Origin of the sequence: Kitasatospora sp. CM 4170 (assembly GCF_032110285.1) — a bacterium.
Classification (GTDB): Bacteria; Actinomycetota; Actinomycetes; order Streptomycetales; family Streptomycetaceae; genus Kitasatospora; species Kitasatospora aburaviensis.
Genome location: NZ_CP134877.1, coordinates 4,864,172 through 4,890,258, shown reverse-complemented (window position 1 = coordinate 4,890,258; position 26,087 = coordinate 4,864,172). Strand labels below are relative to the sequence as shown.

Here is a 26,087-nt window from a genome sequence, read left to right as displayed (position 1 = left end):
GCGGAGCCGTCCACCGGCCGGCTAACCGAAGCGGCCGTTGACGTAGTCCGCGGTCCGCCGGTCGCGCGGGGCGCCGAACAGCTGCTCGGTCGGCCCGGCCTCGACGATCCGGCCCGGGGTGTCGTGGGTGGCCAGGAAGAACGCGCAGGACTGCGAGACCCGCTGCGCCTGCTGCATGTTGTGGGTGACGATCACGATGGTCAGCCGCCCGCGCAGCTCCGCGATGGTCTCCTCGACCCGCCGGGTCGAGGTCGGGTCGAGCGCCGAGCACGGCTCGTCCATCAGCAGGATGTCCGGCGAGACGGCCAGCGACCGGGCGATGCAGAGCCGCTGCTGCTGGCCGCCGGAGAGCGAGCCGCCGGGGGTCTGCAGCCGGCTGGAGACCTCGTCCCAGAGCCCGGCCCGGCGCAGGCTGGTCTCCACCAGGTGCTCGCGCTCCTCCCGGGACACCTTGATGCCGGCCAGCTTCAGCCCGCTGGAGACGTTGTCCCGGATGGACATCGCCGGGAACGGGTTCGGCCGCTGGAACACCATCCCGATCCGGCGGCGCACCTCCGCGGGCCGCCGGCCGGGCCGGTAGACGTCGTCGCCGTCCAGCAGCACCTCGCCGGAGAGCGCGGCGCCGCGCACCATCTCGTGCATCCGGTTGAGGATCCGCAGGTAGGTGGACTTGCCGCAGCCCGAGGGGCCGATCAGCGCGGTCACCTCCCCGGCGGTCATGGCCAGCGAGACCCGTTCCAGCACCTTGCGGGCGCCGAACCAGGCGGAGACCTCGCGGGTCTCCAGCGCGGCCAGCGGGACGCCGTCCGCGGGCGCCGCCGGGACCGGCGGCAGGGTGAGGGTCTCGGCCGCCGGGTCGACCGGTCCGGACCGGTCGAGCAGCGGGGCGTCGGTCATCGGTACATCCGTCATCGGTACGGTCCTCCGGGCGCGCTTCAGTAGAGGTTGGGCAGCAGGGCGGCGGCGTTCTCGTAGACCGCCCAGAGCAGCGCGCCGACCACCGGCGCGAGGCTGAGGTAGGCCGCGGAGCGGTGCCAGATCCGGGCCAGCACGGTGACGGCGACCACCGCGCCGAGCAGCCCGAGCGTCCACAGCTGCAGCGTGGCCAGCGCGCCCTTGTCGGCGGCCAGCGCCTTGTCGTACGGGACGGTGGCGGGCCGGCCGCCGGGGTTGACCTCCGGCTCGCCCTCCAGCCTGGCGCCGACCATCACCGTGGAGCCGGGGATCCAGTCGGAGTCGCCGGTGACCAGCACCAGGCGGTTGCGGGCCGGGTCGCTGATCGGGTGGTCGGCGTCGCCGTACACGTTGACGGTGTAGGTGAACCTGCCCTGGCCGGTGGTGGCCTCGATCCGGTCGCCGACCCGCAGCCTGCTGAGCTCGGCGAACGGCGCGCCGAAGGTCGCCCCGCGGCCGAACACCACCGCCACCCCGCTCTGGCCCGGCAGCGCAGTGTCCCGGCGGTGGCCGGGACCGCGCATGAGGTCCCGGCCGGTGGTGCCCTCCACCACGACGGCCTGGTGCAGGCCGATCGCCGGGATGTCGAGCAGCGCGACCGGCTCCCCGTCCCCGGCGGCGCCGGTCGGGGCGACCGCCCGGGCCAGCTGGTCCCGGAAGGTCTTGTGGGCGGTGGACTGGAAGTGCCGCTCCTGGAGGTGCGAGAGCGTGAACAGGTAGCCGACGAAGCCCGTGATCAGCGCGGCCAGCAGGGAGACCGCCCAGGCCGCCTGGAGGAACCGCCGGCGTCCGGGCGCCGCGGCAGGCCGCCGCCCGGCCGCCCCGCGCTCGCGGGCGGGCGCCCGCTGCGCACCGGGCCCGGCCGGCGCCGCGGGCTGCGCGGTGGCGGCCGGCTTCTCCAGCGCCGGGGCCGTCACGACCGGCCGCCGGCGGAGTTGCGGCGGCGCAGCAGGCGGCGGCCGAGCAGCGGCGGGACGGTCACCACGGCGAGCAGTTCGATCGCGGTGAGGACGGAGAGCGTCCAGTCCTCCGGGCGTCCGTCGACCGCGACCACGTTGGCCGGGACCTCCCCGGCGCCCGTGCCGCCGCGGCCGCGCGCGACCACCTGGCCGGTCTGCGGGTCGACGACCTCCTCGGCCGCCGGGTCGCCGCCGCCCGCCGCACCGCCGGCGTCCCCGCCGGCCGCGGGCTGTCCGGTGTCGCCGGTGCCGGTCCCGCCGGCGCCGGCGGAGCCACCCGCGGCGCCGCCGCTGCCGCCCGTGCCGCCGGAGGAGCCGCTGCCGGTGCCGGTCGCGCCGGGCGTCCGCCTGCCGCCCGCGGAGCCCGAGGACCCGCCGGATCCGCCGGAGCCGCTGCCGCCGGTCGCGGTCCCGCCGGTGCCGGAGCCGGAGCCGGAGCCGCCGGTGGCGGAGCCCGAGCCGCCGGAGCCCGAACCGCTCTTCACCGGCTGGCCGTTCTGCACCGTGCAGTCCAGCGGCGCACCCTGCTTGTCGCACGGGCTGGGCTGCGGGGCGTTCTTCAGGACGGTCAGCTCACCGGCCGAGTTGAAGGTCGGGTTGTTGCAGTTGGAGAGCGAGTTGGGGTCGACCGGGCTGGCGTTGCCGGGGATGTGCTGGGTCTGCAGCAGGCCGCCGCGGACCAGGTTGCGCGGGATCGGGGAGTAGCCGAGGCCGTCCGCCTCGCCCTGGCCCTCGCAGAGCACGTAGGCCAGGAACCGGCTGAGCGCACTGCCCTTGTCGTTGTTGAAGCGCGGCGGCGGCGGCAGCGCGGCCCCGGCCCGCGGCACGATCACGTAGCTGTAGCTGGACAGCGGGTAGGAGCGCGGGTCGTTCATGCTGTAGACGCCGTCGAGGTTCTGCTGCAGGTAGTCCGGGTCGTCGGGCGCCGTGCCGTCGTCGACCCCGCGGATCCTCGCGGCGGTGAGCGCGACGGCCACGTTCGAGGCGGTCGGCAGCGCGTAGTAGCCGGCCGGGTTGAGCACCTTCACGACCGGCCAGTTGCTGCGCTTGGCGAAGGCGTACTCGTCGTAGCCGATGGTGCCGAGGCCGGACGGCGCCTTGATGTAGCCGGCGACGACGTCGGAGCCGTTCTGCGCGGTCATCCGGCCGGAGGGCGGGAAGAACTCGGTGTACTCGCCGCAGGAGACGCCGTTGACGCCCTTGCAGTACTCCTCCCACTGGGCCCCGTGGGTGTGGCTCATCCAGCGGGTGAACTGCGCGGTGGCGCCGGAGCCGTCGGAGCGGACCACCGGGGTGATCGGCAGCGAGGGCAGGGCCTTGCCGTAGTCCGCGGTGATCTTGGGGTCGTTCCAGTTGGTGATCCTGTTGGTGAAGACGTCGACGATCGTCTGCGGGGAGAGCCGCAGGTCGCGCACCTGCTTGCCGGCGACGACCAGGTTGTACATGAAGGTCGTCCCGCCGGCGGTGATCGGCACGTAGGAGAACCCGTAGCGGGGGTTCTCTGGCTTGCCGCCGCCGCCGGCCTGGCCGGCCTGGCCGAGCCCGGTGTCCGACTTCGAGCGGAACGGCACGTCGGAGGCGGTGAAGTCGTCCTGGCCGATGCTCCACTGGTTGCGGCCGGCCGCCGACCCGATCGGGTTGAAGTTGATCTGGATGCCCTGCGGGGCGACGTCCTGGCGCCACTGGTCGATGGCCGGGCCGGCCCAGCTGGACCCGTCGGCGTTGAGTGCGGTCGCCGCGAACGCGGGGGTACTCTGCCCCAGCAGCAGGGAGCCCGCGGCGAGCATCAGGGACAGCAGCACGGCGAGCGGGCGTGCCACGGGGCGGCTTGCGGCCTCCCACGACATGGGAACTCCTCTGGTACTGAGGGTGGTTGGGTCGGACATCAGCGCGCCCCGAGGGCGGCTGCCTCGACGCGGCGGGCCGAACGGTCGATCCGGCGCACCTGCCGCCGGGTCAACCGGCCGGGCCCGCGGCCGCCGAGCACGCGCGCGGTGACGAACAGGATCAGGACGACGCCCATCAGGGTCAGGCCGGCCGCGAAGGCGCGCGAGATCATCTCCGGGTAGGGCTGCTTGACGTAGTTCCAGATGTACAGCGGCAGCGAGACCTGGTGCTCGCTGAACGGGTCGGCGTTGAACTGCGAGGTGAAGCCCGAGGTCAGCAGCACCGGGGAGGTCTCCCCGACGCCGCGCGCCATGCCGAGCACCACCGCGGTCACCAGACCGGGCCGGGCGGTGGGCAGCACGACGTTCCACACCGTGCGCCACTGGCTGCCGCCGAGTGCGTAGGAGGCCTCCCGCAGGGTGCCCGGCACCAGCCGGATGACCACCTCGGCGGCCCGGGTGACGATCGGCATCGTCATCACGGTGCAGGCGAGCGAGGCCGCCAGGCCGCTCTTCTCGAAGCCGAAGGTGATGATCACGACGCCGAGGATGAACAGCCCGGCGACGATCGACGGCAGCGCCGTCATCGCCTCGACCAGCGTTCGCACCGGCCGGGCCATCCGGCCGCCGACCTCGGACATGAAGACGGCCGCCGCGATGCCCAGCGGAACGGCGAACAGCGTGGTCAGGGCGAGCTGTTCGAGCGAGCCGACCATGGCGTTGAGCGCACCGCCCGAGGTGATCGGGGAGAGCGCGGCCGTGTGGTCCATCGACTCGGTGAAGAAGTTGAGGTGCCTGGCCGCGTCCAGGCCGCGGGCCAGCACGAAGCCGATCTGGTCGGCGATCAGACCGACCACCAGCAGGCCGGAGCTCCAGGCGACCACCGAGACCAGGCGGTCGCGGACCATCAGCGGGCCCCACTGGAGCCGGCCGATGGCGAAGTAGCCGAGCAGGAAGAGGACGTACCAGCAGAGCAGGAAGCCGAACGCACCGCTGAACGGCAGGATCCGCTCGTAGAGCATCCAGTTCAGGGCCAGCGAGCCGGTCAGGGCACCGGCCAGGGTCAGCACGTCCTCGGCGGTGACGCCGCCGAGCCGGACCCGCTTCTCGGGGCGGGGCGGTTCGGCGGCGGCATCCGCGGCGGCCGGTACGGCGGCCGCGGCCGGCGGCAGGTCGAGGGTGGTCATCGGTACGTCCCTTCACGGCGGGGCGGCAGCGGGCGGCGGGCGGCGGGGCAGGGCACGGTCAGTCCGCCGTCGAGGCGCCGGAGCGGGACCGATTGATCACGAAGCCGGCCGCCAGGTTGACCAGCAGGGTGAGCCCGAAGAGCACCAGCCCGGCCGCCATCAGCGCGGAGAGCGAGAGGTCGTCCGATTCGCCGAAGCGCAGCGCGATCAGCGCCGAGATCGAGTTGGCGCCGTTCTCCAGCACGTGGGTGATCGCCTTGAAGTTCGGCGAGATGATCAGCGCGACGGCGATGGTCTCGCCCATCGCCCGGCCGAAGCCGAGCATCACGGCGCCGATCACACCGCCGCGGCCGAACGGCAGCACCACCGTGCGGACCATCCCCCACCGGGTGGAGCCCAGCGCGTAGGCGCCCTCCCGCTCGCCCTGGGGGGCCTGCGAGAACACCTCCCGGCTGAGCGAGGTGACGATCGGGATGATCATCAGGGAGACGACCACCCCGGCGATGAAGGTGGAGGACGTGTACGACGTCCCGATGTCGCCGGTGCGCACCTTGAGGAAGGGGATCGCGTCCCCGAGGTGGTTGGCCGTCCAGCGGACGAAGCCGATGATCCGCGGCTGGAGGAAGAACAGCCCCCAGAGGCCGTAGACGATGCTGGGGATCGCCGCCATCAGGTCGACCAGCGAGACCAGCGTGGCGCGCAGCCGGACGGGCGCGTACTCGGAGATGAAGACCGCCGTGGCGAGCGACACCGGAACGGCGATGACCAGCGCGATCACGGCGATCAGCAGGCCGTTCGGCAGCACCGCGGCGATGCCGAAGTTGTGCGCCTGGGTCTGCCACTTCTGCTCGGTGAGGAAGGACCAGCCCACCTCGCTCAGCGCGCTCGCGCCGCGCAGGACCAGGAAGAAGGCGATCAGCCCCATGATCGCGAAGACCGAGAGCCCGGCCACCCGCAGCACCCCGCGGAACACCCGGTCTCCCGGGGTGGCTGGGGCGGTGATCACGCGGGGGACGTCGGGATCGGGTGGACGTGGAGCCCCGGCGTACGGTGCCGCGGGCTCGGCGGCGGCTGTCATGGTCTGCTCTCCGGCGCGCTCGGTACGGAAGTACTCGGTACAGGGAGTCCCCGGGCGGTCCGCCCGGGGAGGGGGACCCGGCGGGGCCGGGGACGGCGGCCCCGCCGGGTCGTCACTGCCGCTGCGGGCTCAGGGCCGGCGACGCACCCGCGCCCAGGCCCGGCCGGTGGCGGCCATCGCCCGCTCACCGGCGGGCGTGCCGCCGAGGAGGAGCGCCGCCGGGCCGCCGATCAGCAGCACCAGGCCCGCGATCACCGCGACCGGCAGCAGCAGCCGGGCCGTGCCGGCCCGGTCGGCCGCCGGGCTGCCGGCCGCCACCGGGGCGGCCGCGAGCGGGCCGGCCGGGGCGCTCGGCGAGGCGGCGGGCTTCGCCGCGGCCGGCGCCGGGGTGCCGCTCGCCGGGACGGCGCCGGTGCCACCGGTGCCGGCCGTGCCGCCCGTCGCACCGCCGGTGGCGCTCTCGGCGCCCAGGCCTCCGGTGCCGGCGGTGCCACCGGTGCCACCGGAGGAGGAACCTCCGTCCGAGCCGCCGGCCGTCGTGCCGTCGGCCACCGGGGCCGCGCCGCCGGTGCCCGCGGCGCCGGTCCCGGCCCCGCTCCCGGTGCCGTCGGTCGTGCCACCGGTCCCGCCCGTCGTCGCACCGCCGGTGCCGCCGGTGGTGCCGCCGTCGCCGCCGGTCGGCGGGACCGGCGGGGGCACCTGGTTGCCGGGCCACCTGCCGTCCTGGAGCTCCACGTGCTTCGCGGCGTCGAGGGCCTGCTGGCGCTGCGCCCCGGTCAGGCTCAGGAAGCCCGGGGCGAGCCTGCCCGGCTCCACCCCGTAGACCTGGCCGCTGCCGGCGACCGTGGTGAGGAGGCGGGCGATCGCCGCCGCCTTCTCGCCGGACACCCCGCCGGTGGGCACCATCGCGTACTGGACCGTGGTCAGCGGGTAGGCCTGCGCGTCCCGGGAGAACGCGGTGTCGGCCACGCCGTACGGGAGCTGCTGGGTGCCGGTCGCGGCGTCGGTCGGCATGTCGCCCACCGCCGCCTGGAAGCCGTTGGTGGTCGGCGAGACGAAGCCGCCGGCCGGGTTCTTCAGGGCCGCCTCGGGGAGCGAGAACGCCTTCGCCTGGGCGCTGTCCATGACGGCGAAGAGCTTGCGGTCACCGCGGGCCATCGGGTCGCACTTCGGGTGGTTGCCGGTTCCGTCGGGCATCCAGAGCTGGCAGGTGGAGCGGTTCTCCTGGATGGTCCGGAAGACCTGGGTGAGGCCGCCGAGCACCGGGTTCCACTCGTACTGCCGCATCTTCCTGGCGGCCTCGGAGGCACCGGTCGGCCCGGAGAAGTCCTGCGGCTGGACGGCGTCCACCGGGTAACCGGAGAAGGCGCCGCGCTGGTAGAAGGTGTTCACCCGCATGCCCCACGGGTCCTCCTCGCCGTCCAGGAACCGGGTCGCGTCCGGGTCTGCGGCGATCCACGAGGTCAGCTGGTGGACGAGGTCGGTGGTGCCGCCGACGATGGTCGGCTCGAACTCCGCCGGCGCGCAGGAGGACGGCCACTGCACGCCGCTCGCCTCGGGGAACTGGTTCAGCTGCTTGAACTCCGGGTCCTGGAAGATGCAGCTGGGGTTGCCGCTCACCGAGGCCACCGGCAGGCCCGGCGGCGCGTACGACTGGGTGAGGAGCTTGGCCACCAGGCGTGGCGTCAGCTTCATGTCCCTGAGCTGGCGGCCGGTCCTGGTGTCGTCGACGACGAAGACCACCGAGACCCCGCTGGTCGCCAGGGGCGCGTAGACGTACGGCCGGGCCGGGGTCGCGGTGTCGGGCCGCGCGGTCAGCGCGACGTCGAGTCCGGCCCCGCCCAGGAAGGCCTGCCGGGCCTGCGGCTCACCGCCGGAGGAGGAGTACTGGAAGGAGAGCGGCGAGTCGGCGAGGCAGAGGCCGGCCCGCCACTGCTGGACGGCGCGGTTCGCCATCTCCAGCCCGGCCGCCTTGAAGACCGCGGCCTGGTTCTCGCAGTCCGCCGCGGTGGGCGCGAAGTACAGCGGCATGACGGTGCGCTTCTCCCAGGCGCACTGCTCGCCGATCTGGAACCCGGCGTACTGGTTGCCCTCCCAGGACGCCGCGTAGGCCTCCAGGCCGCCGTCGCTCGCGGTGTTGAAGAAACCGTCGATGTCGCTGAGGTGGTCGGTGCAGTCGACCGCGCCGTTGCGCGCCTTGTTCGGGTCCTGGGTGTCGCCGCCGTAGTTCGGCTCGATCACCAGGGAGCACGGGTGGGTGGCGTCACAGCCGAGCGAGGGGCTCTGGGTCGCGGTCCACACCTCGATGCTGGTCGCCCCCGAGCCGTCCGCCCCGGTGGGCGCGATCGCCATGTTGGAGGGGAAGTCCGGCGTCGTGGTGCCCTGCGGCGGCGCCACCTGGTTGAACCCCTTCGCGGGGTCGGCGTTGTACAGCGTGCTGCCGTAGCAGTCGGTGATCTTCGGGTCGAGGCCGCGGCACTGGTAGACCCGGACCGCGTAGAGGACCTGCTTGTCGCCCTTGGTGACGACGGGCACCGACTCGCCCATGGTGTTGAGGGTCGGGGTGAACCCGCTCCAGGAGACCTGCAGCACCTGGTTGGAGAGGTCCTTGGTCTGGGCGACCGTCACGCTGCCCTCGGGGCCCTCGGTCCAGGTGTTCGGGTCCCACACCTTCGGCCCGGGCTTCGTCACGGCCGACGACACCGACGCCTGTGCCTGCGGCAGCGCGCCGAGGCCGATGGGGGCCACGCCGAGCGCCACCACCACCGACCAGAGGAGGGTGACCGCCGGCAGTCGCCGGCGCCACCTCCCGCGTCTCGGATCAGGTAGGAGTCGGAGTCTCATTGCGGGCACCTCCGTACGAACGCGCACCGCCCGTGGCGCGGCGCGAGAGGGGATCAGGCTGCGAGCGGGCCGACGGCTCCGGTTCGCATCCATTCGGCCAGCCGGAGATGGCCGGATCCGGTCGTGTCGATGTACGGGACCACAACGTGGCGACTCCGTAGCGGAGTTGGGAACTCCACCGCGAACCCGGCCGAGACCCTCCGAGACCTCCGTCGTGAACTCCGCCCGGCCGGCGCGGAGTTCCGTACGGTACGGCGGGCCCGTGCCGTCGCACGGACCCGCCGCAGTGCCGGGCGCCGGGAGCGGTCAGCTGCCGGAGGTGAAGGTCAGCGTGAAGTCGCCGACCGACTGGCCGCCCTTGAAGAAGGAGGTGTTCAGCTTGCCGTCCAGGGCCTGCGCACCCTCGGCGTCCACCTTGAGGTCGGTGGAGGTCACCTTCTGGGTGGCGCCGGAGCGGGTGATGTCCGTCATGCCGGCCGGGTCGAGCAGCGCCACCGGGGCGGCGCCGTCGGCCGCGACACCGGTGATCTGGAAGGTGTCCGCGCTGAACGCGAGGTGCTTGAAGAGCGCGCTCTTGCCGGTGAAGACGTTGATGAAGAGCAGGCTGCCGCCCAGCTCGACGTTGCCGTAGTAGCCCTGGAAGTTGGCGTCGCCACCGGTCACGGGGAAGGTGGTGGAGAAGCCGGTGGTGCTGTCGTACGACGGCGTGGCGGCGGGCAGCGGGATGACCACCACACCGCTGAGGGCCGCCTCCTTCAGGAACGCGGCGCTCTCGTGCACCACAGCGCTGCCGGTCGGCGCCGGGGCGGTGTCGGCGGCGGCCGCACCGATCGGGCCGGTCACGGTGAGGACGACGGCGGCACCGGCGGCGGCCAGGCGGGCGCGGGTACGGGACATGCTGAACTCCTAGGGAGAGGCGGGAGGTTGTGCGTGGTGCCGAGAGCGGGCGGTGCGGCGCGCGGGATGTGGCCGGCGGCCACGGGCCGGAGCCCGTGGCCGCCGGGTGGTGCGGCGTGATCAGCCGGTGAGCAGCGGGTGATCAGCTGTGGGTGGTGGTGCCGCAGGCGGCGGCCGAGAGCGGCAGGAAGCCGTAGCTCTTGATGTCGTTGGTGCCGTTGGTGCAGATCCAGCCCGAGGGGCCGAAGATGTTGCGCAGCGCGGCGCCGTGGGCGTCGGTCGCGGTCCACTCGGCGTTGCGGACCACGTTGTAGACCACGCGGCCGAAGGCGGAGGCGGCGAACGGCGCGTTGATGGTGTTGGTGGTGGTGTTGACCGGCACCAGGGTGCCGACGTTGCGCAGGGTCAGGCTGCCCGGGTTCGAGGTGGGCGTGCCGTGGCCGCCGACGGTCTGGCTCAGGTAGGCCGCGACCGAGTAGGGGAAGACGGTGTCGTCACCGGCGAGGCGGGAGTCGACGCCCTCGTTCTCCTCCGGGCCGTCCTGGACGCAGCTGCCCACGGTCGGGTTGCCGATCGCGGTCAGGAAGAAGGAGCGGGTGCCGGAGTTGGCCTGCGGCAGCCACGGCTTGATGGTGGCGTTCGGCAGGGTGGCGCTGATCTGCGTCCAGTTGGTGATGGAGCAGTCGTAGATGCCCTTGAGCTGGGCGGCGGTCAGGCTGGCCGGGGCGTGGCCACCGTTCTTGGCCGACCAGGTCACCGCGTCCTTGGCGAACGCGACGAAGATGTCGGAGGCCGGGTCGGTCGCCTTCGGGGCACGCGAGGAGCGGGCCACGTCGACCTTGGAGCCGGCCGTGTTCAGCTCGGTGATGCCCGCGCCCGAGCCGTTCGGACGGGTGATGGCGGAGGCGCCGGACTTCGGGGTGATGGTGGCGGAACCGGTCGCGTCCCAGCTGTAGTACCGCGGCGAGGTGGTGTCGCCGATGCTGGTCAGGTACGCGTTGTAGTCGGCGGAGAACTGGGTCGACACGGCCTGGGTCGTGTCGGAGCCCACGCTGACGATGTCGGCGGCGGCCGGGGTGACGGCCGGGTCGGCGACGGCGGCGCCGGCGGCGACGGTGGCGACCGAGGTGGCGATGGCGGCAACGGCGAGCAGCTTGGCAGCGGTCTTGCGCATGTTCCTGTTCCTCCGGTGGGAGAGACGTGCATCGCTGTACCCGCGCCCTGGTTGGGGCCCGGGGCCGGTGGGCCGCGTCCGCGGCGGCCGCTCCGGCAGAGCTGATCCTGTCCGCCGCGTCGGTTCCGCCGGAAGTGTGGTCGACGGCCGCCGGCGAATGTCGACTCATCGGTTCGGAGAGGTTTAGCGACTGGTCAGGGCGGCCGCGAAGGGTGGGAAATCCGCAGGTCGGAGGCCGGTGACGTTCTTCTCCAGGTGGCGGCTCGGGGTGTTGCCGGAAACCTGCGCTTCACCGGGGAGGAGGGGAACGGCAGCCGGGCGGGGGGCGGGCCGGGTGCCCACGGGAAGGCCGAACGGGGGTGGTCCGAGGTGGTCCGAGGTGCAGCGCGGTGAAGCGAGGTGCAGCACGGTGGAGCGGGCGCGGTGCGGGTCGCGGTGCGGACCGGTCACCAGGGCCGGCGGCCGCCGCCTCGCCGCAGCTCCTGGCCGATCCACTGCAGGCCCGTCAGGAACGCCTCCACGCCGGCCTGGCACTGGTCGCGCCGGAGGTATCCGCGGGCACTGCGGGCGACCGGGACGGCCTCGCCGGCGCCCGGGCGGGTGCTGCGCACGGGCAGGTGCGCGGTCCAGACCCACAGACGCCCGTCGGACTGGGCCACGGTGCACCGCAGGACCGCCCGCTCGATGATCAACTCACGTACCGCCTCGGCGAGTTCGTCCTCGCTGCGATAGGTGCGGACACCGGATCCGAGCTGCCGGCCGTTGGCGGCACGCAGGGTCCAGCCGACGCAGCGGTCGGCGGCGGGGAGGATCAGCAGACGGGGGCCCCGGCGTTCAGCGGGCGGCATCGGAGCGTCTCAACGGTGCTCTGCGGTCCGGGAGTTCGAGAGCCGGCTGCTTCGCCAGCAGCACCACGAAGCGCCGGAAGGCGTTCTGGCAGGTCGCGTACCGCTCGTACGCGCGGCTGGAGCGCACCTCGGGGAGGGTGCGCGAGCCGGGGACGACCCAGATCCAGCCGATGCCGTCCCGGACGTGCGTGATCCGGGCGACCAGGGTGTCGGCGCCGGCGCGTAAGCCGTCGAAGCCGCGTTCGGCCTCCCCGGCCGTCTCGTACGCGGCCGGGGTGACCGCCACCACGCGGCCGTTGGGCGCCTTGAGCTGCCAGCGGTAGCGTCCGTCCGGCGCCCGCTCGGCCCGGAACCCCCCTCGACTTGCCCCTGCTGCGGTGTGACCGCGGCCCGACGCGTCCACTGTCCCCCCAGTCCGGTACCTCTCCGAGACGGGAGTAAAGCTATGTGTGCACACGAGCGCGCCGGAAGGGCGGGAAATGCACAACTTGCTCCGTTGGCCGCGAAGTTCTCTCTCGTTAAACTTTCACCGACTGCACACCACTCACCCCTCTCGGCCCCCACTCCATCACCGGCCGTTCGAGAACGTGCGAGGCGTCGGGGCCCTCGGGAGCTCCCTGGAACCCCCGGAGCCCCCCGGAGCCCCCCCCCCCCCGGAGCCCCCGCGGACCGACTCGGAGCCGGGCCCGGTCGGCCGGCTCAGAGCCGGGCGGTCCAGCGCACCATCGTGCCCTTCCCGTACGGCCCCGGCTCGTGCCAGGCGTCGCCGCCGAGCACCTCCGCGCGCCGGGTCAGGTTGCTCAGCCCGCTGCGCCGGCCGTCCGGCGGGATGCCGACGCCGTCGTCCGTCACGGTGAGCAGCACCCCGGGCCGGCCCCCGCGGTCCAGCGACTCCGGGTCCCCGCCGACCGGGCGGCCCACGTCGTCCAGGTGGACGGTCGCGTCGACCTCCACGCCGACCCGCGAGGCCCGCGCGTGCCGGGCCGTGTTGGAGAGCATCTCCCGCAGTGCCGCGAGGAGTTGGCGGCCGGTCTTGTCGCCGACCATGCTCTCGACCGGGCCGATGAAGGTCACCGAGGGCTTGAAGCCGAGCGCCGCCGCGGCCTGGCTGCCCTCGCGCAGCACCCTGGTCCGCAGGGTGTCCGGTGCGTCGCCGTGGTTGTCGTGCTGGAGGGCGTAGATGGTGGTGCGGACCTCCTGGATGGTGGCGTCCAGCTCGTCCACCGCCTTGCCGATGCCCACCTTCACCTCGGGCACGACGGCGCGCCGGGCCGCGCTCTCCAGCATCATCCCGGTCGCGAACAGCCGCTGGATCACCAGGTCGTGGAGGTCCCGGGCGATCCGGTCGCGGTCCTGGAAGACGGCCAGCCGCTGCTGGTCCCGCTGCCCCTCGGCCAGCCGCAGGGCCAGCGCAGCCTGGGAGGCGAAGGTCTCGGCGAGCTGCTTCTCCGCGTCGGTGAACGCCACCGCTCCGCGCGCCCGCCAGACGCTGAGCCCGCCCAGCACCCGCCCGGCGGCGACCATCGGCACCGCCATCGACGGGCCGAAGCTGCGCGCCAGCCGCATCACCACGGTCGGGTCGCTGGACATGTCGTCCAGGTGGACGCTCTCGCCCTGCAGCAGCCGCGCGGCGAAGCTGTCCTTCGGCAGCAGCTCGCCCCGGACGAACTCGGCCGCCTCGCCGGAGGCGTGGGCCACCCGCATCTGCCCGCCCCCGTCACCGTCGCCGTCGCCGGTCGGCAGCAGGATCATGCCGAGCGCGGCGTCCGCCAGCTCCCGGACCTGCTCCGCCGCGATGGTCAGCGCGACCTGGGCCCCGTCGGTGGAGAGCAGCGCCGTGGTGACGGCCGCCGCGCCGGCGATCCAGCGCTCGCGGCGCCGGCCCTCCTCGTAGAGGCGGGAGTTCTCGATCGCGACGCCGGCCGCGGCGGCGAGCGCGTGCACCACCTGCTCGTCCTCGGGGGTGAAGGCGCCGCCGCCCTTCTTCTCGGTGAGGTAGAGGTTGCCGAACACCTCGTCGCGGATCCGGATCGGCTCGCCGAGGAAGGTGCGCATCTGCGGGTGGTGCGGCGGGAAGCCGGAGGACCGCGGGTCGGCACCGAGCTCGGTGAGCCGCAGCGGCTCGGGCCGGTCGATCAGTGCGCCGAGGATGCCCCGGCCGGCCGGCAGCTCGCCGATCTCGGCGGCGGTCCCGTCGTCGACCCCGACGTGGATGAAGTCGGCCAGGCCGTGGCCGCCCGGGGCGATCACCCCGAGGGCCGCGTACCGGGCGTCGACCAGCTCGGCCGCACCGGAGGCGATCCGGTGCAGCGTGGCGTGCAGGTCGAGCCCGGCGCCGACCGAGACCACCGCCTCAAGCAGCCGCTGCATCCGGTCGGTGACGGCGGCCGCGGACTGCAGCCGCTCGGCCACCTCGGTGACCAGGGTGTCCAGCCCGAGCGAGGAGATCTCGGGCACCCGATGGGGTGTCGGGTCCGGAGCGGCGTCGGGCAGGTCGGGCGAGGGGTCCATGAGACGAGCGTAGTTTGTACGGATTTCGGCCGAAGGGTGGCGCGGCGGGCGGGCTGAACGGGCAGCGGCGGGGCCGGTGCCGCCGGTCCGGCTCAGCGCGCGGCCGGCACCGCCGCCTCCTGCGCCGCACCGGCCGGGGCGGCCCCGTCCGCCTCCCGCTCGCGTTCCCACATCGCCCGCAGCCGGCCGCCCGGCTCCGCGACCAGCGCGGACCAGCGGCCGCGCTCGACCACGTGGCCGCCGTCCAGGACCAGCACCTCGTCGACGGTGGAGTCGTCCAGGCCGGCCAGCCGGTGGGTGATCAGGACGGTGGTCCGGCCGGCCGTGGCGGCCAGCAGGTCGGCGGTGAGCGCGTCGGCCGTCGGCAGGTCGAGGTGCTCGGCCGGCTCGTCCAGGACCAGCACCGGGAAGTCGGCCAGCAGGGCCCGGGCCAGCGCGAGCCGCCGGCGCTGGCCGCCCGAGAGCCGGGCGCCGTGCTCGCCGACCATGGTGTCCAGCCCCGCCGGGAGGGTGTCGGTCCAGTCCAGCAGCCGGGCGGCGGCCAGTGCGGCGCGCAGCTGCGCCTCGTCCGCGCCGGGCCTGGCCAGCCGCAGGTTCTCCCGCAGCGAGCTGTCGAAGACGTGGGCGTCCTGCGCGCAGAGTCCGATCACCCGGCGGACGTCGTCCCCCGCCAGCTCCCGGCTGTCCACAGCCTGTGGACGGCCGGCGGCGAGCGTGACGCTCCCCGCCACCGGGTCGAGGAAGCGCAGCAGGGCCTGGGCGAGCGTGGTCTTGCCGGAGCCGGACGGCCCGACGACGGCGATCCGCCGCCCGGGGGCGAGGTCGAGGTCGAGGCCGGCCAGCGCGTCCACCGGCTGCCCCGGGTGCCGGACGGTCAGCCCGCGCACCGCGATCGGCAGCGGCTGCTCGGGCAGCGCCGCCGGCTCGGCCGGCTCGGCGACCGGCGCGGGCGCGTTCAGCACCTCGTCGAGGCGCGCGGCGGCGGCCCGGCTGCGGCGGCGGGCCTGGACGGCGAGCGGCATCCCGGTGACGGCCTCGAAGGCGGCCAGCGGGGTGAGCACCACCACCGCCAGGCAGACCGGGGCGAGCGCCCCGCTGTGCACGCCCTGGACGCCGACCGCCGCGGCGGCGGTCACGGTCAGCCCGGTGAGCAGGGTGATCAGGCCGGTGCCGAGCGCCGCGGTGGCCGCCGAGCGGGCGGCCAGTCCGGTGAGCGCGGCGTCGGCGGCGCGCACGGCGGCCAGCCGGCCGGGCAGCGCCCCGGCGACGACGAGCTCGGCCGTCCCGGTGAAGGTGTCGACCACGGCGGTGGCCAGCCGGCCGCGGGCGGGGGCCTGCCGCCGCTCGGCGCCGGCCGACCAGCGCCCGGTCAGCGCGGGCACCGCCGCCCCGCCGAGCAGCAGGCCGAGGCCGAGCACCAGGCCGGCGGCGGGCAGGAAGGCGCCCAGCGCGACGGCGGAGCCCAGCGACACCACCGCGGCCACGGCGGCCGGCAGCCGCCAGCGCAGGTAGTGGTCCTGCACCGCGTCGACGTCGGCGACCAGCCGGGAGAGCAGGTCGCCGCGCCGGAAGGCGGGCAGCCCGGCCGGGGCGAGCACGGTGAGCCGGCGGTGGACGGCGGCCCGGAGGGTGCCGAGGGTCCGCAGGACGGCGTCGTGCGAGACGAGGCGCTCGGCGTAGCGGAAGACGCTCCGCCCGATGCCGAAGGCGCGCACCGAGGTGACGGCCATCATCAGGTAGAGGACGGGCGGCATCTCGGAGGCGCGGGAGATCAGGTAGCCGGAGGTGGCCATCAGCGCGACCGCGCAGCCGAGGGCGAGCGAGCCGAGCAGCACCGAGAGCGCCAGTCGGGGCTTCACCCCCTGCTTCCCGGCCGGCCCGTCGGCCGGGTAGGCGTCGGCGTCGGCGTCGGCGTCGGCGTCGGCCGGGGCGGGTACCGGCCGCCCGCTGTGGCCGAGCACCGGCACCGCAGCACCCGGCAGCGCACCACCCGCCGCCGCCGGCCCGGCGGCGTCCGGCGCCTCCAGCCGCACCCACCGGTCGGCGACCGCCAGCAGGGCGGGCCGGTGCGCGACCAGCAGCACCGTCCGCCGCGGATCGGCCGCCAGCGCCCGGACCGCCGCCACCACGGCCGCCTCCGACTCGCCGTCCAGGTTGGCGGTCGGCTCGTCCAGCAGCACCAGCGGCCGGTCGTCGGCGAGCAGCACCCGGGCGAGCGCCAGCCGCTGCCGCTGGCCGGCCGAGAGCCCGGCGCCGTCCTCCCCGAGCACGGTGTCGGGGCCCTGCGGCAGCCGCTGGACGAAGTCGAGCGCGTGCGCGGCCCGCAGCGCCGCGTGCAGCTCCGCCTCACCGGCGTCCGGCCGGTAGAGCCGGACGTTGTCGGCGACCGTCCCCGCGAACAGGTGCGGGTGCTGCGGCACCCAGGCGATCCGGGACCGCCAGCCGTCCGGGTCCAGCTCGGCCAGGTCGTACGTCCGGCCGTCGGCGGCGGTGATCCGGACGCTGCCGGCGTCCGGCGCGGTGAGCCCGAGCAGGACGGCGAGCAGGGTGGACTTGCCGGCCCCGCTCGGGCCGGTGAGCGCGACCGTCTCCCCCGGACGGAGCGTCAGGCAGGCCCCGGCCAACGCGGGCGCGGCCCGGCCGGGGAAGGCGACGGTGAGGCCCGCGGCCTCGACGGTGGCGCCGGCCGACGTGGGCGCCGGTACGGTGCCGGCCTTCGGCAGCGGCGTCTCCAGCACCCGGAAGAGCTCGTCGGCCGCGGTCAGCCCCTCGACGCTGGAGTGGTAGAGCGCGCCGACCTGGCGGATCGGGAAGTAGACCTCGGGCGCCAGGATCAGGATCAGCAGCCCGGTCTCCAGGTCCAGCGTGCCGTCCACCAGCCGGAAGCCGATGGAGACGGCGACCAGCGCCACCGAGAGCGTGGAGAGCAGTTCCAGCGCGAACGAGGAGATGAAGGCGATCCGCAGGGTGCGCAGGGTGGCCCGGCGGTAGTCGGCGGTGATCCGGGCGACGGTCGCGGCCTGGGCCCGGGCCCGGTTGAAGACCTTGAGCGTCGGCAGCCCGGCGACCACGTCCAGGAAGTGGTGCGAGAGCCGGGAGAGGGTGGCCCACTGCCGGTCCATCCGGGACTGGGTGGCCATCCCGATCAGCACCATGAAGAGCGGGATCAGCGGGAGCGTCCCGGCGATGATCGCGGCCGAGGCGAGGTCGGCGCCGAGGATCCGCAGCAGCACGACGACCGGGACGACCACCGCGAGCGCCAGCTGTGGCAGGTACCGGGCGAAGTAGTCGTCCAGCGCGTCGACCCCGCGGGTGGCGAGGGTGGTGAGTTCGCCGGTGCGCCGGCCCGCCAGGTAGGCCGGGCCGAGCGCGGTGGCGTGGTCGAGCAGCTTGCGCCGCAGGGTGGACTTCACCCGGGCGACCGACCGGTGGGCGACGAGCTCGGTGAGCCAGCCGACCAGCCCGCGCCCCACCGCCGTCAGCGCCAGCAGCAGCAGCGGGGTGGTGAGCCCGCCGAGCGCGGCCCGCTGCTGGAAGCCGCGGACCACGATCTCGGCGATCAGGCTCGCCTGGGCGACCACCAGGGCCGCGTTCACGGCGCCGAGCAGCACCGATCCGGCGAGGAAGGCCCTGGTGGTGCGCGCGTACCCGAGCAGGCGGGGGTCGACCGGCTTCACGGCTCAGCCCTGGTCGGTCGAGACGGCCGGGGCGTGCCCGGGGATGTGCTGGACGCCGATCCTCCTGCGGAACACCCAGTACGTCCAGCCCTGGTAGAGCAGCACCAGCGGGGTGAAGACGGCGGCCACGATCGTCATCAGCTTCAGCGTGTACGGCGAGGAGGCCGCGTTGTCCACGGTCAGGCTCCAGCCGTCGTTCAGGGTCGACGGCATCACGTCCGGGAAGAGCGCGAGGAAGAGCATCGCGACCGCGGCCACCACGGTCGCCCCGGAGAGGACGAACGCCCAGCCCTCCCGGCCCAGCCGGGTGGCCGCCAGCGAGCCGGCCAGCGCGAGCAGGGCCAGCACCAGCGCCACCAGGCTCCGGCCGTTGCCGTGGTCGGCCTGGGTCCGGAGCAGGAAGACCGCGGCCAGCACCGCCGTCGCCAGACCGAGCCGCAGGGCCATGGCCCGCGCCCGCTCCCGGATGTCACCGACCGTCTTGAGGGCGGCGAAGACCGCGCCGTGGAAGGTGAAGAGGCTGAGGGTGACCAGCCCGCCCAGCAGGGCGTAGGGGTTGAGCAGGTCCCAGAAGCCGCCGACGTAGTTCTTCTGCGCGTCGATGTCGACGCCGCGGACGATGTTGGCGAAGGCCACGCCCCAGAGGAAGGCCGGGATCAGCGAGGTCCAGAAGATGGCCTCCTCCCAGTTCCGCTGCCAGCGCGGCTCCGGGCGCTTGGCCCGGTACTCGAAGGCGACGCCGCGCACGATCAGGCAGACCAGGATCAGCAGCAGCGGGATGTAGAAGCCGCTGAACAGCGTGGCGTACCAGTCCGGGAAGGCCGCGAAGGTGGCGCCGCCGGCGGTGAGCAGCCAGACCTCGTTCCCGTCCCAGACCGGGCCGATGGTGTTGATCAGGACGCGCCGCTCGGCGGTGTCGCGGGCCAGCGGCTTGGTGAGGACGCCGATGCCGAAGTCGAAGCCCTCCAGGAAGAAGTAGCCGATCCAGAGGACGGCGATCAGGACGAACCAGACGTCGTGGAGTTGCATGGTCGATCGGTCCTATCCGTCGTCAGTAGGCGAAGGCGAGGGGCTTGTCGGCGTCGTCGCCCGCGGACGGGCCGCGCAGCGACGGGTCCACGGCCGGCGGCTGCTCGGACGTGACCGGGCCGGCCTTGGCGTACTTGACCAGCAGCCGGACCTCGATGACGGCGAGGACGGCGTACAACGCGGTGAAGGTGGCCAGCGCGCCGATCTGGGTGCCCACGCCCACGTTCGGCGAGACGGCGCTCGCGGTGGTCATCAGCCCGAAGACGGCCCACGGCTGGCGGCCCATCTCGGTGAAGACCCAGCCGAAGCTGTTGGCGATCAGCGGGAAGCCCATGGTGAGGATGCCGATCCGCCAGCTCCACTTGGTGAGGAAGGGGCCGAGCTCCCGGCTCGGGGTCAGCATCAGCCGCGGCACCTCGGTGTCGCCGGTGCGGAACCCGGGGGCCAGGAACCACTTCCTCCGGGTGGTCCAGAGCCCGACCACGCCGGCCATGAACGAGGTCATCCCGAACCCGATCATGAGGCGGAAGCCCCAGTAGGTGACGAAGATGCTCGGGATGTAGTCCTTGGGGTCGCCGCCGTACTTGGCGGCCTCCGCGTTGGCGGTGTCGTTGATGCCGGGGACGGACGAGCTGAAGTCGCTGTTGGCGAGGAAGGAGAGTATCCCCGGGACCTCCAGCTCCACCGAGTTGTGGCCCTTGCCGACGTCGCCGACCGCGAAGACCGAGAACGGCGCGGGCGCCTGGGTGTCCCACAGGGCCTCGGCGGCGGCCATCTTCATCGGCTGCTGGCGGAACATCACCTTGGCCAGCGAGTCGCCGCTGAGCGCGGTGCCCAGACCGAAGACGACCGCGAGGACGAGGCCCAGCCGGAGCGAGGTGCGCATCACGGCGACCTTCTTCGGGTCCGCGCCGCCGGGCCGGCGCTTGGCCTTCCAGAGGTGGAAGGAGGCGATGCCGACCATGAAGGCGGCGCCGGTGAGGAAGGCGGCGGTCAGGGTGTGCAGGACGACGGTCACGGTGGTGTCCTGGAACAGGACCCGGGTGATGTCGGTGAGCTGCGCCTTCCCGGTGGCCGGGTCGACGGTGTAGCCGACCGGGTGCTGCATCCAGGAGTTCGCCGCCAGGATGAAGTAGGCGGAGAGCACCGTGCCGAGCGCGACCATCCAGATGCAGGCGCAGTGCAGCTTCTTCGGCAGCTTGTCCCAGCCGAAGATCCACAGGCCGATGAAGGTCGATTCGAAGAAGAAGGCGATCAGCGCCTCCATCGCGAGCGGGGCGCCGAAGACGTCGCCGACGAAGCGGGAGTAGTCCGACCAGTTCATGCCGAACTGGAACTCCTGGACGATGCCGGTGACGACACCCATCGCGATGTTGATCAGGAAGAGCTTGCCCCAGAACTTGGTGGCGTGGAAGTACTTCTCCTTGTCCGTCCGCACCCAGGCGGTCTCCAGTCCGGCCACGACGGCGGCCAGGCTGATGGTGAGCGGGACGAAGAGGAAGTGGTAGACGGTGGTGATGCCGAATTGCCATCGCGCGATGGTCTCGTGAGCGATTGCCAGTTCCACGTCGCCCTCTCTCCAACCGACCTGGTGAAGGTCACTTACCGGACAAACTTCAGAAACGTCATCTCTAGCCGTAGACCGCTGCTCATCAGCGCAAGCTTGTCCGCTTGTGAACGTGAACACGTTCACAAGGGCCAGTATCCATCATGCTTACGGGCCGAATGCGGGCGGGGTGGGATCGAACCGGCCGCTGACCGGCAGCGATGCCGTGCGCACAGTCTGCGAAGTCGCCCGGGCACCCACAACGAGCGGCCGGGCGAACCCGGGGATGATCTTGTCCGATCCGGCGATTGACAGCCGTCGGCCCGGCCAAACCGTCCTACCGGCCGCCGGCGCGCGCCGACCGGGCGGTTCGGCGGCCCGGCCGCCGACCGGCGACCGCCCCGCGGCGGGCCGTGTCCGCCCGTGCCAGACTTCCTTCCCGTGCAGACGATGCGAACGATCATCGGGGAGATGGCCGGGAAGCTCGCGGGGGTACCGGGGGTGGTCGGGGTGGTGCTCGGCGGCAGCCGGGCACGCGGGGAGCACCGGCCCGGGTCGGACTGGGACCTCGGCCTCTACTACCGCGGCGAGCCGGGCCTCGACGCGCTGCGGTCCCTCGCCGGGCCCGGTGTCGACGTGGCCGGGCCGGGCGGCTGGGGGCCGTGGGTCGACGGCGGCGCGTGGCTCACCGTCGAGGGCGCCCCGGTGGACTGGATCCTGCGCGACCTCGACCGGGTCGAGCGGATCTGGGCGGACTGCCGGGCCGGCCGCTACGAGGTGGGCGTCCAGGCCGGGCACCCGCTCGGCTTCTGGTCCCCCTGCTACCCCGGCGAACTGGCGCTCGGCCAGGTCCTGGCCGACCCCACCGGGGAGTTGACGCGGCTTCGGGCCGAGCTGGGCGACTACCCCGAACCACTGCGGGCGGCGCTGACCGCCGGCGCCTGGGAGGCGGACTTCCTGCTCGCCGGCGCCGCGAAGAGCGCGGCCCGCGCCGACGTCCTCCACGTCTCGCTCTGCCTCTCCCGGGCCGTGGGCGTCCTGGTGCAGGCCCTGTACGCGGACGCCCGGCGCTGGTGCCTCAACGAGAAGGGCGCCTTCGACGTCGCCGCCGCCCTCCCCGGCGCCCCGGCCGGCTTCGGCCCCCGCGCCCGGGCCCTGCTCGCCGCGCCCGGCGCCACCGCGGAGGAACTGGCCGCCACCGTCGCGGCCGCGCGGCGGCTCGCCGCCGACACCGCCGCCGCCCTCCGGGACCGGGGGGCGCGGTAGGCGCTAGGGGCGGCCGAGGAGGTGGGCTCCGGCGGCGGAGGGGCTCCGGGCGGTGAAGTACTCCACGAAACCGGCCAGGAACTCCCGCTCGGTGATCCGGCCGTCCCCGTCCACGTCCAACTGTCGGAAACCGTGCGAGAGTTCGGCCGGGTGGACGCGGCGGCCGCCGAACACCGCGCGGTACTCGTCGGCGTCCAGGTAGCCACTGCCGTCGGTGTCGGCGGCCGCGAAGACGGCACGCAGGGCGCGGAGCAGGCCGGCCTCCAGGTAGCCCGGATCCCGGTCGCAGCCGGCCAGCGTGGCGGCGACGAACTCGGCCCGGTCCACCCTGCCGTCGCCGTCGGTGTCCATCGTCGAGCGGAGCTGCTCCCACCAGGCCTCGAAGCCGGCGTACACGGCGGCCTCGCCCTCCTCGGTCAGCTCCAGCTGCCAGCAGACGTTGTGCGCCATGGCCTGGAGGTCGCGGGCGGTGACGTAGCCGTCCCCGGTCTGGTCCAGGACCTCGTGGAAGAACCGGTCCACCCGCGGGCGCCGGGTGTCCTGCCGGGGCGGCCGGCGCACGGTGGGACGGCGGTCGGGCGAGCGGTACCGGACGCCGTCCGGCAGCCGCGTCGCCACCGCCCGGCCGCCGCGGTGCAGCAGCGCGGACAGGACGGCCGCCCGCCGGGTGGGCGTCAGGCCGAACCGCTCGCGGTAGGAGGCCGGCAGGTCGGCGACGGTGAGCGCGGTGACCACCCGGGCCGCGACCGCCCGGACCAGCCGCCAGCCGACCGGCCCCAGCCACCGGAGCCGGCGCGGCTGCGGCGCCTCGCGCAGGATCTCGTACAGCAGGTAGCGCGCCGAGCCGGTGAACTCCAGCTGCTCGCGCACCATCCGGTGGAAGTAGCGGGGCAGGTCGGCGACGCTCTTCGGCACCGCTCCCTCGGGGAGGCCGAACACCGCCGCGATCTGCCGGAACTCCGCGTAGACCGCCTCCAGTTCGGCGCCGGTGTAGCGGTCGCCGCCCAACCGGCGCATGGCCACGACCGATTCGAAGAGGGTGAGGAGCACCCAGGCCCGGGTGTCCGGGTCGTGCGCGTCGTACGGCCGGCCGTCCGGGGCGGTGCCGCGGATCCGGCGGTGGGCCCGGGCGAGGCGCTCGACCTCGCGGTACAGCGCCTCCTCGTCGGCCTGGAAGAGCCGCCGGCCGCTGCCGAGGGTGTGCTCGATCCGGCGCCACGGGTGGCCGCGGTAGGTGGAGTGCTCGTCCATCCCCGCCGCGACCACCGGGTGGGAGGCCTGCAGCACCAGCAACCGCCAGGCGACCAGTCCGACCCGCCACTCGCTGAGGTCGCGCCGGAAGGAGGCACCCCGCCTGGACGACACCGGCATCCGCATCCCCTTGAGTCCCGCTGTGCTCCGCCGCCTCCGGCCTCCCCCGCGGGTCGGTGACGGAAACACCGCCGGAATCAGTGTGATCGTCCTACTTTGCCAGCTCCCGGGCGACGGCACCGAGCTCCGCCAGGTCCTCGGCGCCGAGCCGGACCGAGGCGGCGGCGACGTTCTCCTCCAGGTGCGCCGGGGAGGAGGTGCCCGGGATCGCCAGCACCGTCGGGGCGGCGGCGAGCAGCCAGGCCAGCATCACCTGGGCGCGGGTCACGCCGTGCCGCTCGGCCACGGCCCGGAGCACCGGGTGGTCCGGCACGCCGGTGCCGCCCAGGGGGTAGAAGGGGACGAAGCCGATGCCGCGGTCGGCGCAGTCCGCGACCAGCGCCGCGTCGGCGGCGGAGTGCTCCAGCACGCTGAACTTGTTCTGCACCGCGACCACCGGGGCGATCGCCTCCGCCTCGGCGAGCTGGTCCGCGTCGACGTTGCTGACGCCGAGGTGCCGGATCAGCCCCTCCTCGCGCAGCTCGGCCAGCGCGGCGAAGGGCTCGGCGATCGAGCTCTGAGTGGGCATCCGCCGCAGGTAGACCAGGTCGAGCCGGTCCACGGCCAGCTCGCGCAGGTTGCGGTGGACGGCCTCGCGCAGCCCGGTGCGGTCGGCCGGGTTCATCCAGGTGCCGTCGGGGAAGCGGCCCGGACCGACCTTGGTGGCGATCACCAGGTTCTCGGGGTACGGGTGGAGGGCCTCACGGATCAGGACGTTGGCGAAGACGTCCTGGTAGAAGTAGAACCAGGCCGTGTCGATGTGGTCGATGCCGAGCTCCACGGCCCGGCGCAGCACCGCGCGGCTCTGCTCGGGGTCGCAGGCCGGGCCCTGCCAGTCCCGCATCGGCAGCTTCATCGCGCCGAAGCCCATCCGGGACACCGGCAGGTCGCCGCCGAGGAGGAGGGAGCCGGACGCGGTGACATGAGGTGAGGTCGTCATGGCATCAAGCCTCCGGCGGGCTCGCCAAGCCACCGACCGATCTGGCAGTTTGCTGCCATGAGTACCGATCGGATCATCACCCTGCACGGAGAACAGGAGCTCGTCCAGCGGGTCGGCCACCTGTTCGTCGCCTCGCGCGAGGAGTTCCTGGTCGCCGCCGCCGACCTGATGACCTGGTCGACCGGGGTCAACGCCGCCTTCCGCGAGGGCAAGCGCCCGCACGTCGTCCCCGGCCTCACCATGCGCAAGCTATACACCCGGCGCGCGCTCGCCGACCCCGAGTCGCACAGGCGGCTGCTGCGGATCGCCGCCTCCGGCATCGAGGTCCGGATCTCCGACGGGCCGCTGGCCCGCGAGGCGATCATCATCGACCGGCGCACCGCGATCCTGGCCGGTGCCCCGGTCCGCGGCGTGCGCACCTTCACCGTGGTGCAGGCGCCGGAGGTGGTCGACGGTGTGCGCTCGCTCTTCCGCGCCACCTGGGAGACGGCCACCGACCTCGCCGACTGCACCGCCGCCCCGCCGCTCATCTCCGACCAGGCCCGGCAGATCCTGCAGGCCCTCGCCGCCGGGCACACCGACGAGACCGGGGCCCGGCTGCTCGGCCTATCCCTGCGGACCTACCGCCGCCGGGTCGCCGAGCTGATGGTCACGCTCGGCGCCAACTCCCGCTTCCAGGCCGGCCTCCTCGCCCGGGACTTCCAGCCCGACGGCCCGCAGTGAAACGACGGCACCGGGCCTTCGCCGCCGGCGCCCGAGGCACACCGGAACGCCGCGGGGGAGGCCCGTGTTCGGACCTCCCCCGCGGCGCCGGGTCCGCGTCCGTCCCCCGATCGGGCGCGAACGCGGTGATCAGGCGGACTGACCCGCCTTGCGGCGGGAGACGTGGACGGCCGCGGCACCCAGGCTGATCGCCAGGCCGGCGCCCAGCGCGAGGTACGGGGTGGCCGGGTTCGAGCCGGTCTCGGCCAGCTCACCCACGGTGGCCGCGGAAGCGGTGGTGCCGGTGGCCGTGGTGCCGGTGGCCGTGGTGCCCGTGCCGGTCCTGGTGGTGGTGCCGGTCCTGGTGGCGCCGGTCTTGGCAGCGGCGGCCGCGCCGCCGGTGCCGGTCGAACCGCTGTCGTTCGACGTGCCGGTGCTCGTGCCCGTGACGCCCGTACCGGTCTCCGCGACCGGGGTCACCGCACCGGTGCCCGAGCCGGCACCCGCGTCCGTACCGGTGGCCGGCGCCGGCTCACCACCGGTGGTCGGGGTGGGGGTGGGAGTGGGTCGGGCCGCGGCCGCCCGGGCGTCGGCGAGCGCCTTGTCGGCGTCCGCCTTGGCCGTGGCAGCGGCCTTCTTGGCCTCGCCCAGCGTGTACACCTTCCGGAACTCGGCGATCCTGGCCTCGTCGAGCGCGTCGCCCGCCGCCCCGACCGCGGCGTCCGCCGTGGTCTTCGCCGCGGCCGCGGCCTTGGCGGCCTCGGTGGCCTTGTGCAGCCGGGTCAGGATGGCGACCCGCTCGTCCTCCGGCGTGGTCGGGTCGTCGAGCTTCGCGGTCTCGGCCTTGGCGTCGGCGAGCGCCTTGTCCGCGGCGGCCTTGGCCGCCGTCGCCTGCTTGGCGACGGCCTGCGCCGCCTCGAACCTGCCCAGGTAGGGCTGGGAGTCGGCCAAGAAGGCCTTGATCCTGGTCTGCTGGGCCGCCTCGGCGGCGACCGCCGCGTCGTACGCCTTCGCGGCCTCGGCGGCGGCCTGCTCCAGGGCGGCGACGGACGGGGTCTGGGTCTGGGCCGCCGGAGCCGATTCCGCGAAGGCGGGTGCCGCGGACAGGACCGCGGCGGGCGAGATCACGGCGGCGACGAGGGCGGCCGAGACCAGGGTACGGCGGAGCTTCACGATGAC

At 74.1% G+C, this 26,087-nt stretch carries 19 protein-coding genes; 2 read left to right on the top strand and 17 right to left on the bottom strand.

Annotation, left to right across the window (positions count from 1 at the left end; genetic code table 11):
- Positions 1-21: 21 nt before the first annotated feature.
- From RMN57_RS20760 to RMN57_RS20695, 14 genes are all read right to left on the bottom strand, one after another.
- Positions 22-912, bottom strand: a complete 891-nt coding sequence (locus tag RMN57_RS20760) for a phosphate ABC transporter ATP-binding protein (RefSeq protein WP_313764842.1) — start codon at positions 910-912, stop codon at positions 22-24.
- 23 nt (positions 913-935) lie between these two features.
- The gene (locus tag RMN57_RS20755) at positions 936-1,871 is read right to left on the bottom strand and encodes a class E sortase (RefSeq protein WP_313764841.1); all 936 of its coding nucleotides are present in this window, start codon (positions 1,869-1,871) and stop codon (positions 936-938) included.
- Positions 1,868-3,760, bottom strand: coding sequence for a substrate-binding domain-containing protein (locus RMN57_RS20750; protein WP_313764840.1), 1,893 nt, complete (start codon positions 3,758-3,760; stop codon positions 1,868-1,870). The genes RMN57_RS20755 and RMN57_RS20750 overlap by 4 nt, the downstream gene beginning before the upstream one ends.
- 38 nt (positions 3,761-3,798) lie before the next feature.
- Positions 3,799-4,986, bottom strand: coding sequence for a phosphate ABC transporter permease PstA (gene pstA / locus RMN57_RS20745; RefSeq protein WP_313764839.1), 1,188 nt, complete (start codon positions 4,984-4,986; stop codon positions 3,799-3,801).
- A 58-nt stretch (positions 4,987-5,044) separates the two neighbouring features.
- Positions 5,045-5,992 (bottom strand): phosphate ABC transporter permease subunit PstC, encoded by a 948-nt coding sequence (gene pstC / locus RMN57_RS20740; RefSeq protein ID WP_313764838.1) that lies wholly within the window; start codon positions 5,990-5,992, stop codon positions 5,045-5,047.
- Between the two features lie 201 nt (positions 5,993-6,193).
- Positions 6,194-8,908 carry a hypothetical protein gene (locus RMN57_RS20735; RefSeq protein ID WP_313764837.1) on the bottom strand — a complete coding sequence of 905 codons (2,715 nt, stop codon included), beginning with the start codon at positions 8,906-8,908 and terminating at the stop codon, positions 6,194-6,196.
- 306 nt (positions 8,909-9,214) lie between these two features.
- Entirely contained in the window at positions 9,215-9,805 is a 591-nt protein-coding gene (locus tag RMN57_RS20730) for a hypothetical protein (RefSeq protein ID WP_313764836.1), read from the bottom strand.
- A gap of 142 nt (positions 9,806-9,947) precedes the next feature.
- A complete protein-coding gene (locus RMN57_RS20725) occupies positions 9,948-10,979 on the bottom strand; it encodes a substrate-binding domain-containing protein (protein WP_313764835.1) in 1,032 nt (343 codons plus the stop codon).
- Between the two features lie 446 nt (positions 10,980-11,425).
- Positions 11,426-11,827 carry a hypothetical protein gene (locus tag RMN57_RS20720; RefSeq protein WP_313764834.1) on the bottom strand — a complete coding sequence of 134 codons (402 nt, stop codon included), beginning with the start codon at positions 11,825-11,827 and terminating at the stop codon, positions 11,426-11,428.
- Positions 11,814-12,116, bottom strand: a complete 303-nt coding sequence (locus RMN57_RS20715; RefSeq protein ID WP_380236522.1) for a hypothetical protein — start codon at positions 12,114-12,116, stop codon at positions 11,814-11,816. Before RMN57_RS20715 ends, RMN57_RS20720 begins: the two co-directional genes overlap by 14 nt.
- Before the next feature lie 410 nt (positions 12,117-12,526).
- Complete coding sequence (locus RMN57_RS20710) at positions 12,527-14,338, bottom strand: GAF domain-containing protein (protein WP_313764832.1); 1,812 nt, start codon at positions 14,336-14,338, stop codon at positions 12,527-12,529.
- Positions 14,339-14,430: 92 nt separating this feature from the next.
- Positions 14,431-18,015: a thiol reductant ABC exporter subunit CydD gene (gene cydD, locus RMN57_RS20705; protein ID WP_313764831.1), complete on the bottom strand. Its 3,585-nt coding sequence runs from the start codon at positions 18,013-18,015 to the stop codon at positions 14,431-14,433.
- Between the two features lie 3 nt (positions 18,016-18,018).
- The gene (gene cydB / locus RMN57_RS20700) at positions 18,019-19,044 is read right to left on the bottom strand and encodes a cytochrome d ubiquinol oxidase subunit II (protein WP_313764830.1); all 1,026 of its coding nucleotides are present in this window, start codon (positions 19,042-19,044) and stop codon (positions 18,019-18,021) included.
- A 22-nt stretch (positions 19,045-19,066) separates the two neighbouring features.
- The gene (locus RMN57_RS20695) at positions 19,067-20,611 is read right to left on the bottom strand and encodes a cytochrome ubiquinol oxidase subunit I (protein WP_313764829.1); all 1,545 of its coding nucleotides are present in this window, start codon (positions 20,609-20,611) and stop codon (positions 19,067-19,069) included.
- A 429-nt stretch (positions 20,612-21,040) separates the two neighbouring features.
- On the opposite strand from RMN57_RS20695, the gene RMN57_RS20690 reads away from it, so the two are divergent.
- Positions 21,041-21,856 (top strand): nucleotidyltransferase domain-containing protein, encoded by an 816-nt coding sequence (locus tag RMN57_RS20690; RefSeq protein WP_313767900.1) that lies wholly within the window; start codon positions 21,041-21,043, stop codon positions 21,854-21,856.
- 3 nt (positions 21,857-21,859) lie between these two features.
- Here the strand turns inward: RMN57_RS20690 and RMN57_RS20685 are convergent, their stop codons facing one another.
- Both RMN57_RS20685 and RMN57_RS20680 read right to left on the bottom strand, forming a co-directional pair.
- Complete coding sequence (locus tag RMN57_RS20685) at positions 21,860-23,227, bottom strand: EF-hand domain-containing protein (protein ID WP_313764828.1); 1,368 nt, start codon at positions 23,225-23,227, stop codon at positions 21,860-21,862.
- Positions 23,228-23,318: 91 nt separating this feature from the next.
- On the bottom strand, positions 23,319-24,206 hold the full coding sequence (locus tag RMN57_RS20680; protein ID WP_313764827.1) for an oxidoreductase: 888 nt from the start codon (positions 24,204-24,206) through the stop codon (positions 23,319-23,321).
- Positions 24,207-24,263: 57 nt separating this feature from the next.
- On the opposite strand from RMN57_RS20680, the gene RMN57_RS20675 reads away from it, so the two are divergent.
- Positions 24,264-24,929: a DNA-binding response regulator gene (locus tag RMN57_RS20675; protein WP_313764826.1), complete on the top strand. Its 666-nt coding sequence runs from the start codon at positions 24,264-24,266 to the stop codon at positions 24,927-24,929.
- Between the two features lie 129 nt (positions 24,930-25,058).
- Here RMN57_RS20675 and RMN57_RS20670 read toward each other — a convergent pair whose 3' ends face one another.
- Entirely contained in the window at positions 25,059-26,081 is a 1,023-nt protein-coding gene (locus RMN57_RS20670) for an LAETG motif-containing sortase-dependent surface protein (RefSeq protein ID WP_313764825.1), read from the bottom strand.
- Between the last annotated feature and the right edge of the window lie 6 nt (positions 26,082-26,087).

Excerpts from the sequence above, each read along its gene's own strand:
- RMN57_RS20760 (WP_313764842.1), bottom strand. The coding sequence starts at position 912 with ATGACGGATGTACCGATGACCGACGCCCCGCTGCTCGACCGGTCCGGA.
- RMN57_RS20750 (WP_313764840.1), bottom strand. The coding sequence starts at position 3,760 with ATGTCGTGGGAGGCCGCAAGCCGCCCCGTGGCACGCCCGCTCGCCGTG.
- pstA (WP_313764839.1), bottom strand. The coding sequence starts at position 4,986 with ATGACCACCCTCGACCTGCCGCCGGCCGCGGCCGCCGTACCGGCCGCC.
- RMN57_RS20735 (WP_313764837.1), bottom strand. The coding sequence starts at position 8,908 with ATGAGACTCCGACTCCTACCTGATCCGAGACGCGGGAGGTGGCGCCGG.
- RMN57_RS20730 (WP_313764836.1), bottom strand. The coding sequence starts at position 9,805 with ATGTCCCGTACCCGCGCCCGCCTGGCCGCCGCCGGTGCCGCCGTCGTC.
- RMN57_RS20725 (WP_313764835.1), bottom strand. The coding sequence starts at position 10,979 with ATGCGCAAGACCGCTGCCAAGCTGCTCGCCGTTGCCGCCATCGCCACC.
- RMN57_RS20720 (WP_313764834.1), bottom strand. The coding sequence starts at position 11,827 with ATGCCGCCCGCTGAACGCCGGGGCCCCCGTCTGCTGATCCTCCCCGCC.
- RMN57_RS20710 (WP_313764832.1), bottom strand. The coding sequence starts at position 14,338 with ATGGACCCCTCGCCCGACCTGCCCGACGCCGCTCCGGACCCGACACCC.
- cydB (WP_313764830.1), bottom strand. The coding sequence starts at position 19,044 with ATGCAACTCCACGACGTCTGGTTCGTCCTGATCGCCGTCCTCTGGATC.
- RMN57_RS20690 (WP_313767900.1), top strand. The coding sequence starts at position 21,041 with ATGCGAACGATCATCGGGGAGATGGCCGGGAAGCTCGCGGGGGTACCG.
- RMN57_RS20685 (WP_313764828.1), bottom strand. The coding sequence starts at position 23,227 with ATGCCGGTGTCGTCCAGGCGGGGTGCCTCCTTCCGGCGCGACCTCAGC.
- RMN57_RS20680 (WP_313764827.1), bottom strand. The coding sequence starts at position 24,206 with ATGACGACCTCACCTCATGTCACCGCGTCCGGCTCCCTCCTCCTCGGC.
- RMN57_RS20675 (WP_313764826.1), top strand. The coding sequence starts at position 24,264 with ATGAGTACCGATCGGATCATCACCCTGCACGGAGAACAGGAGCTCGTC.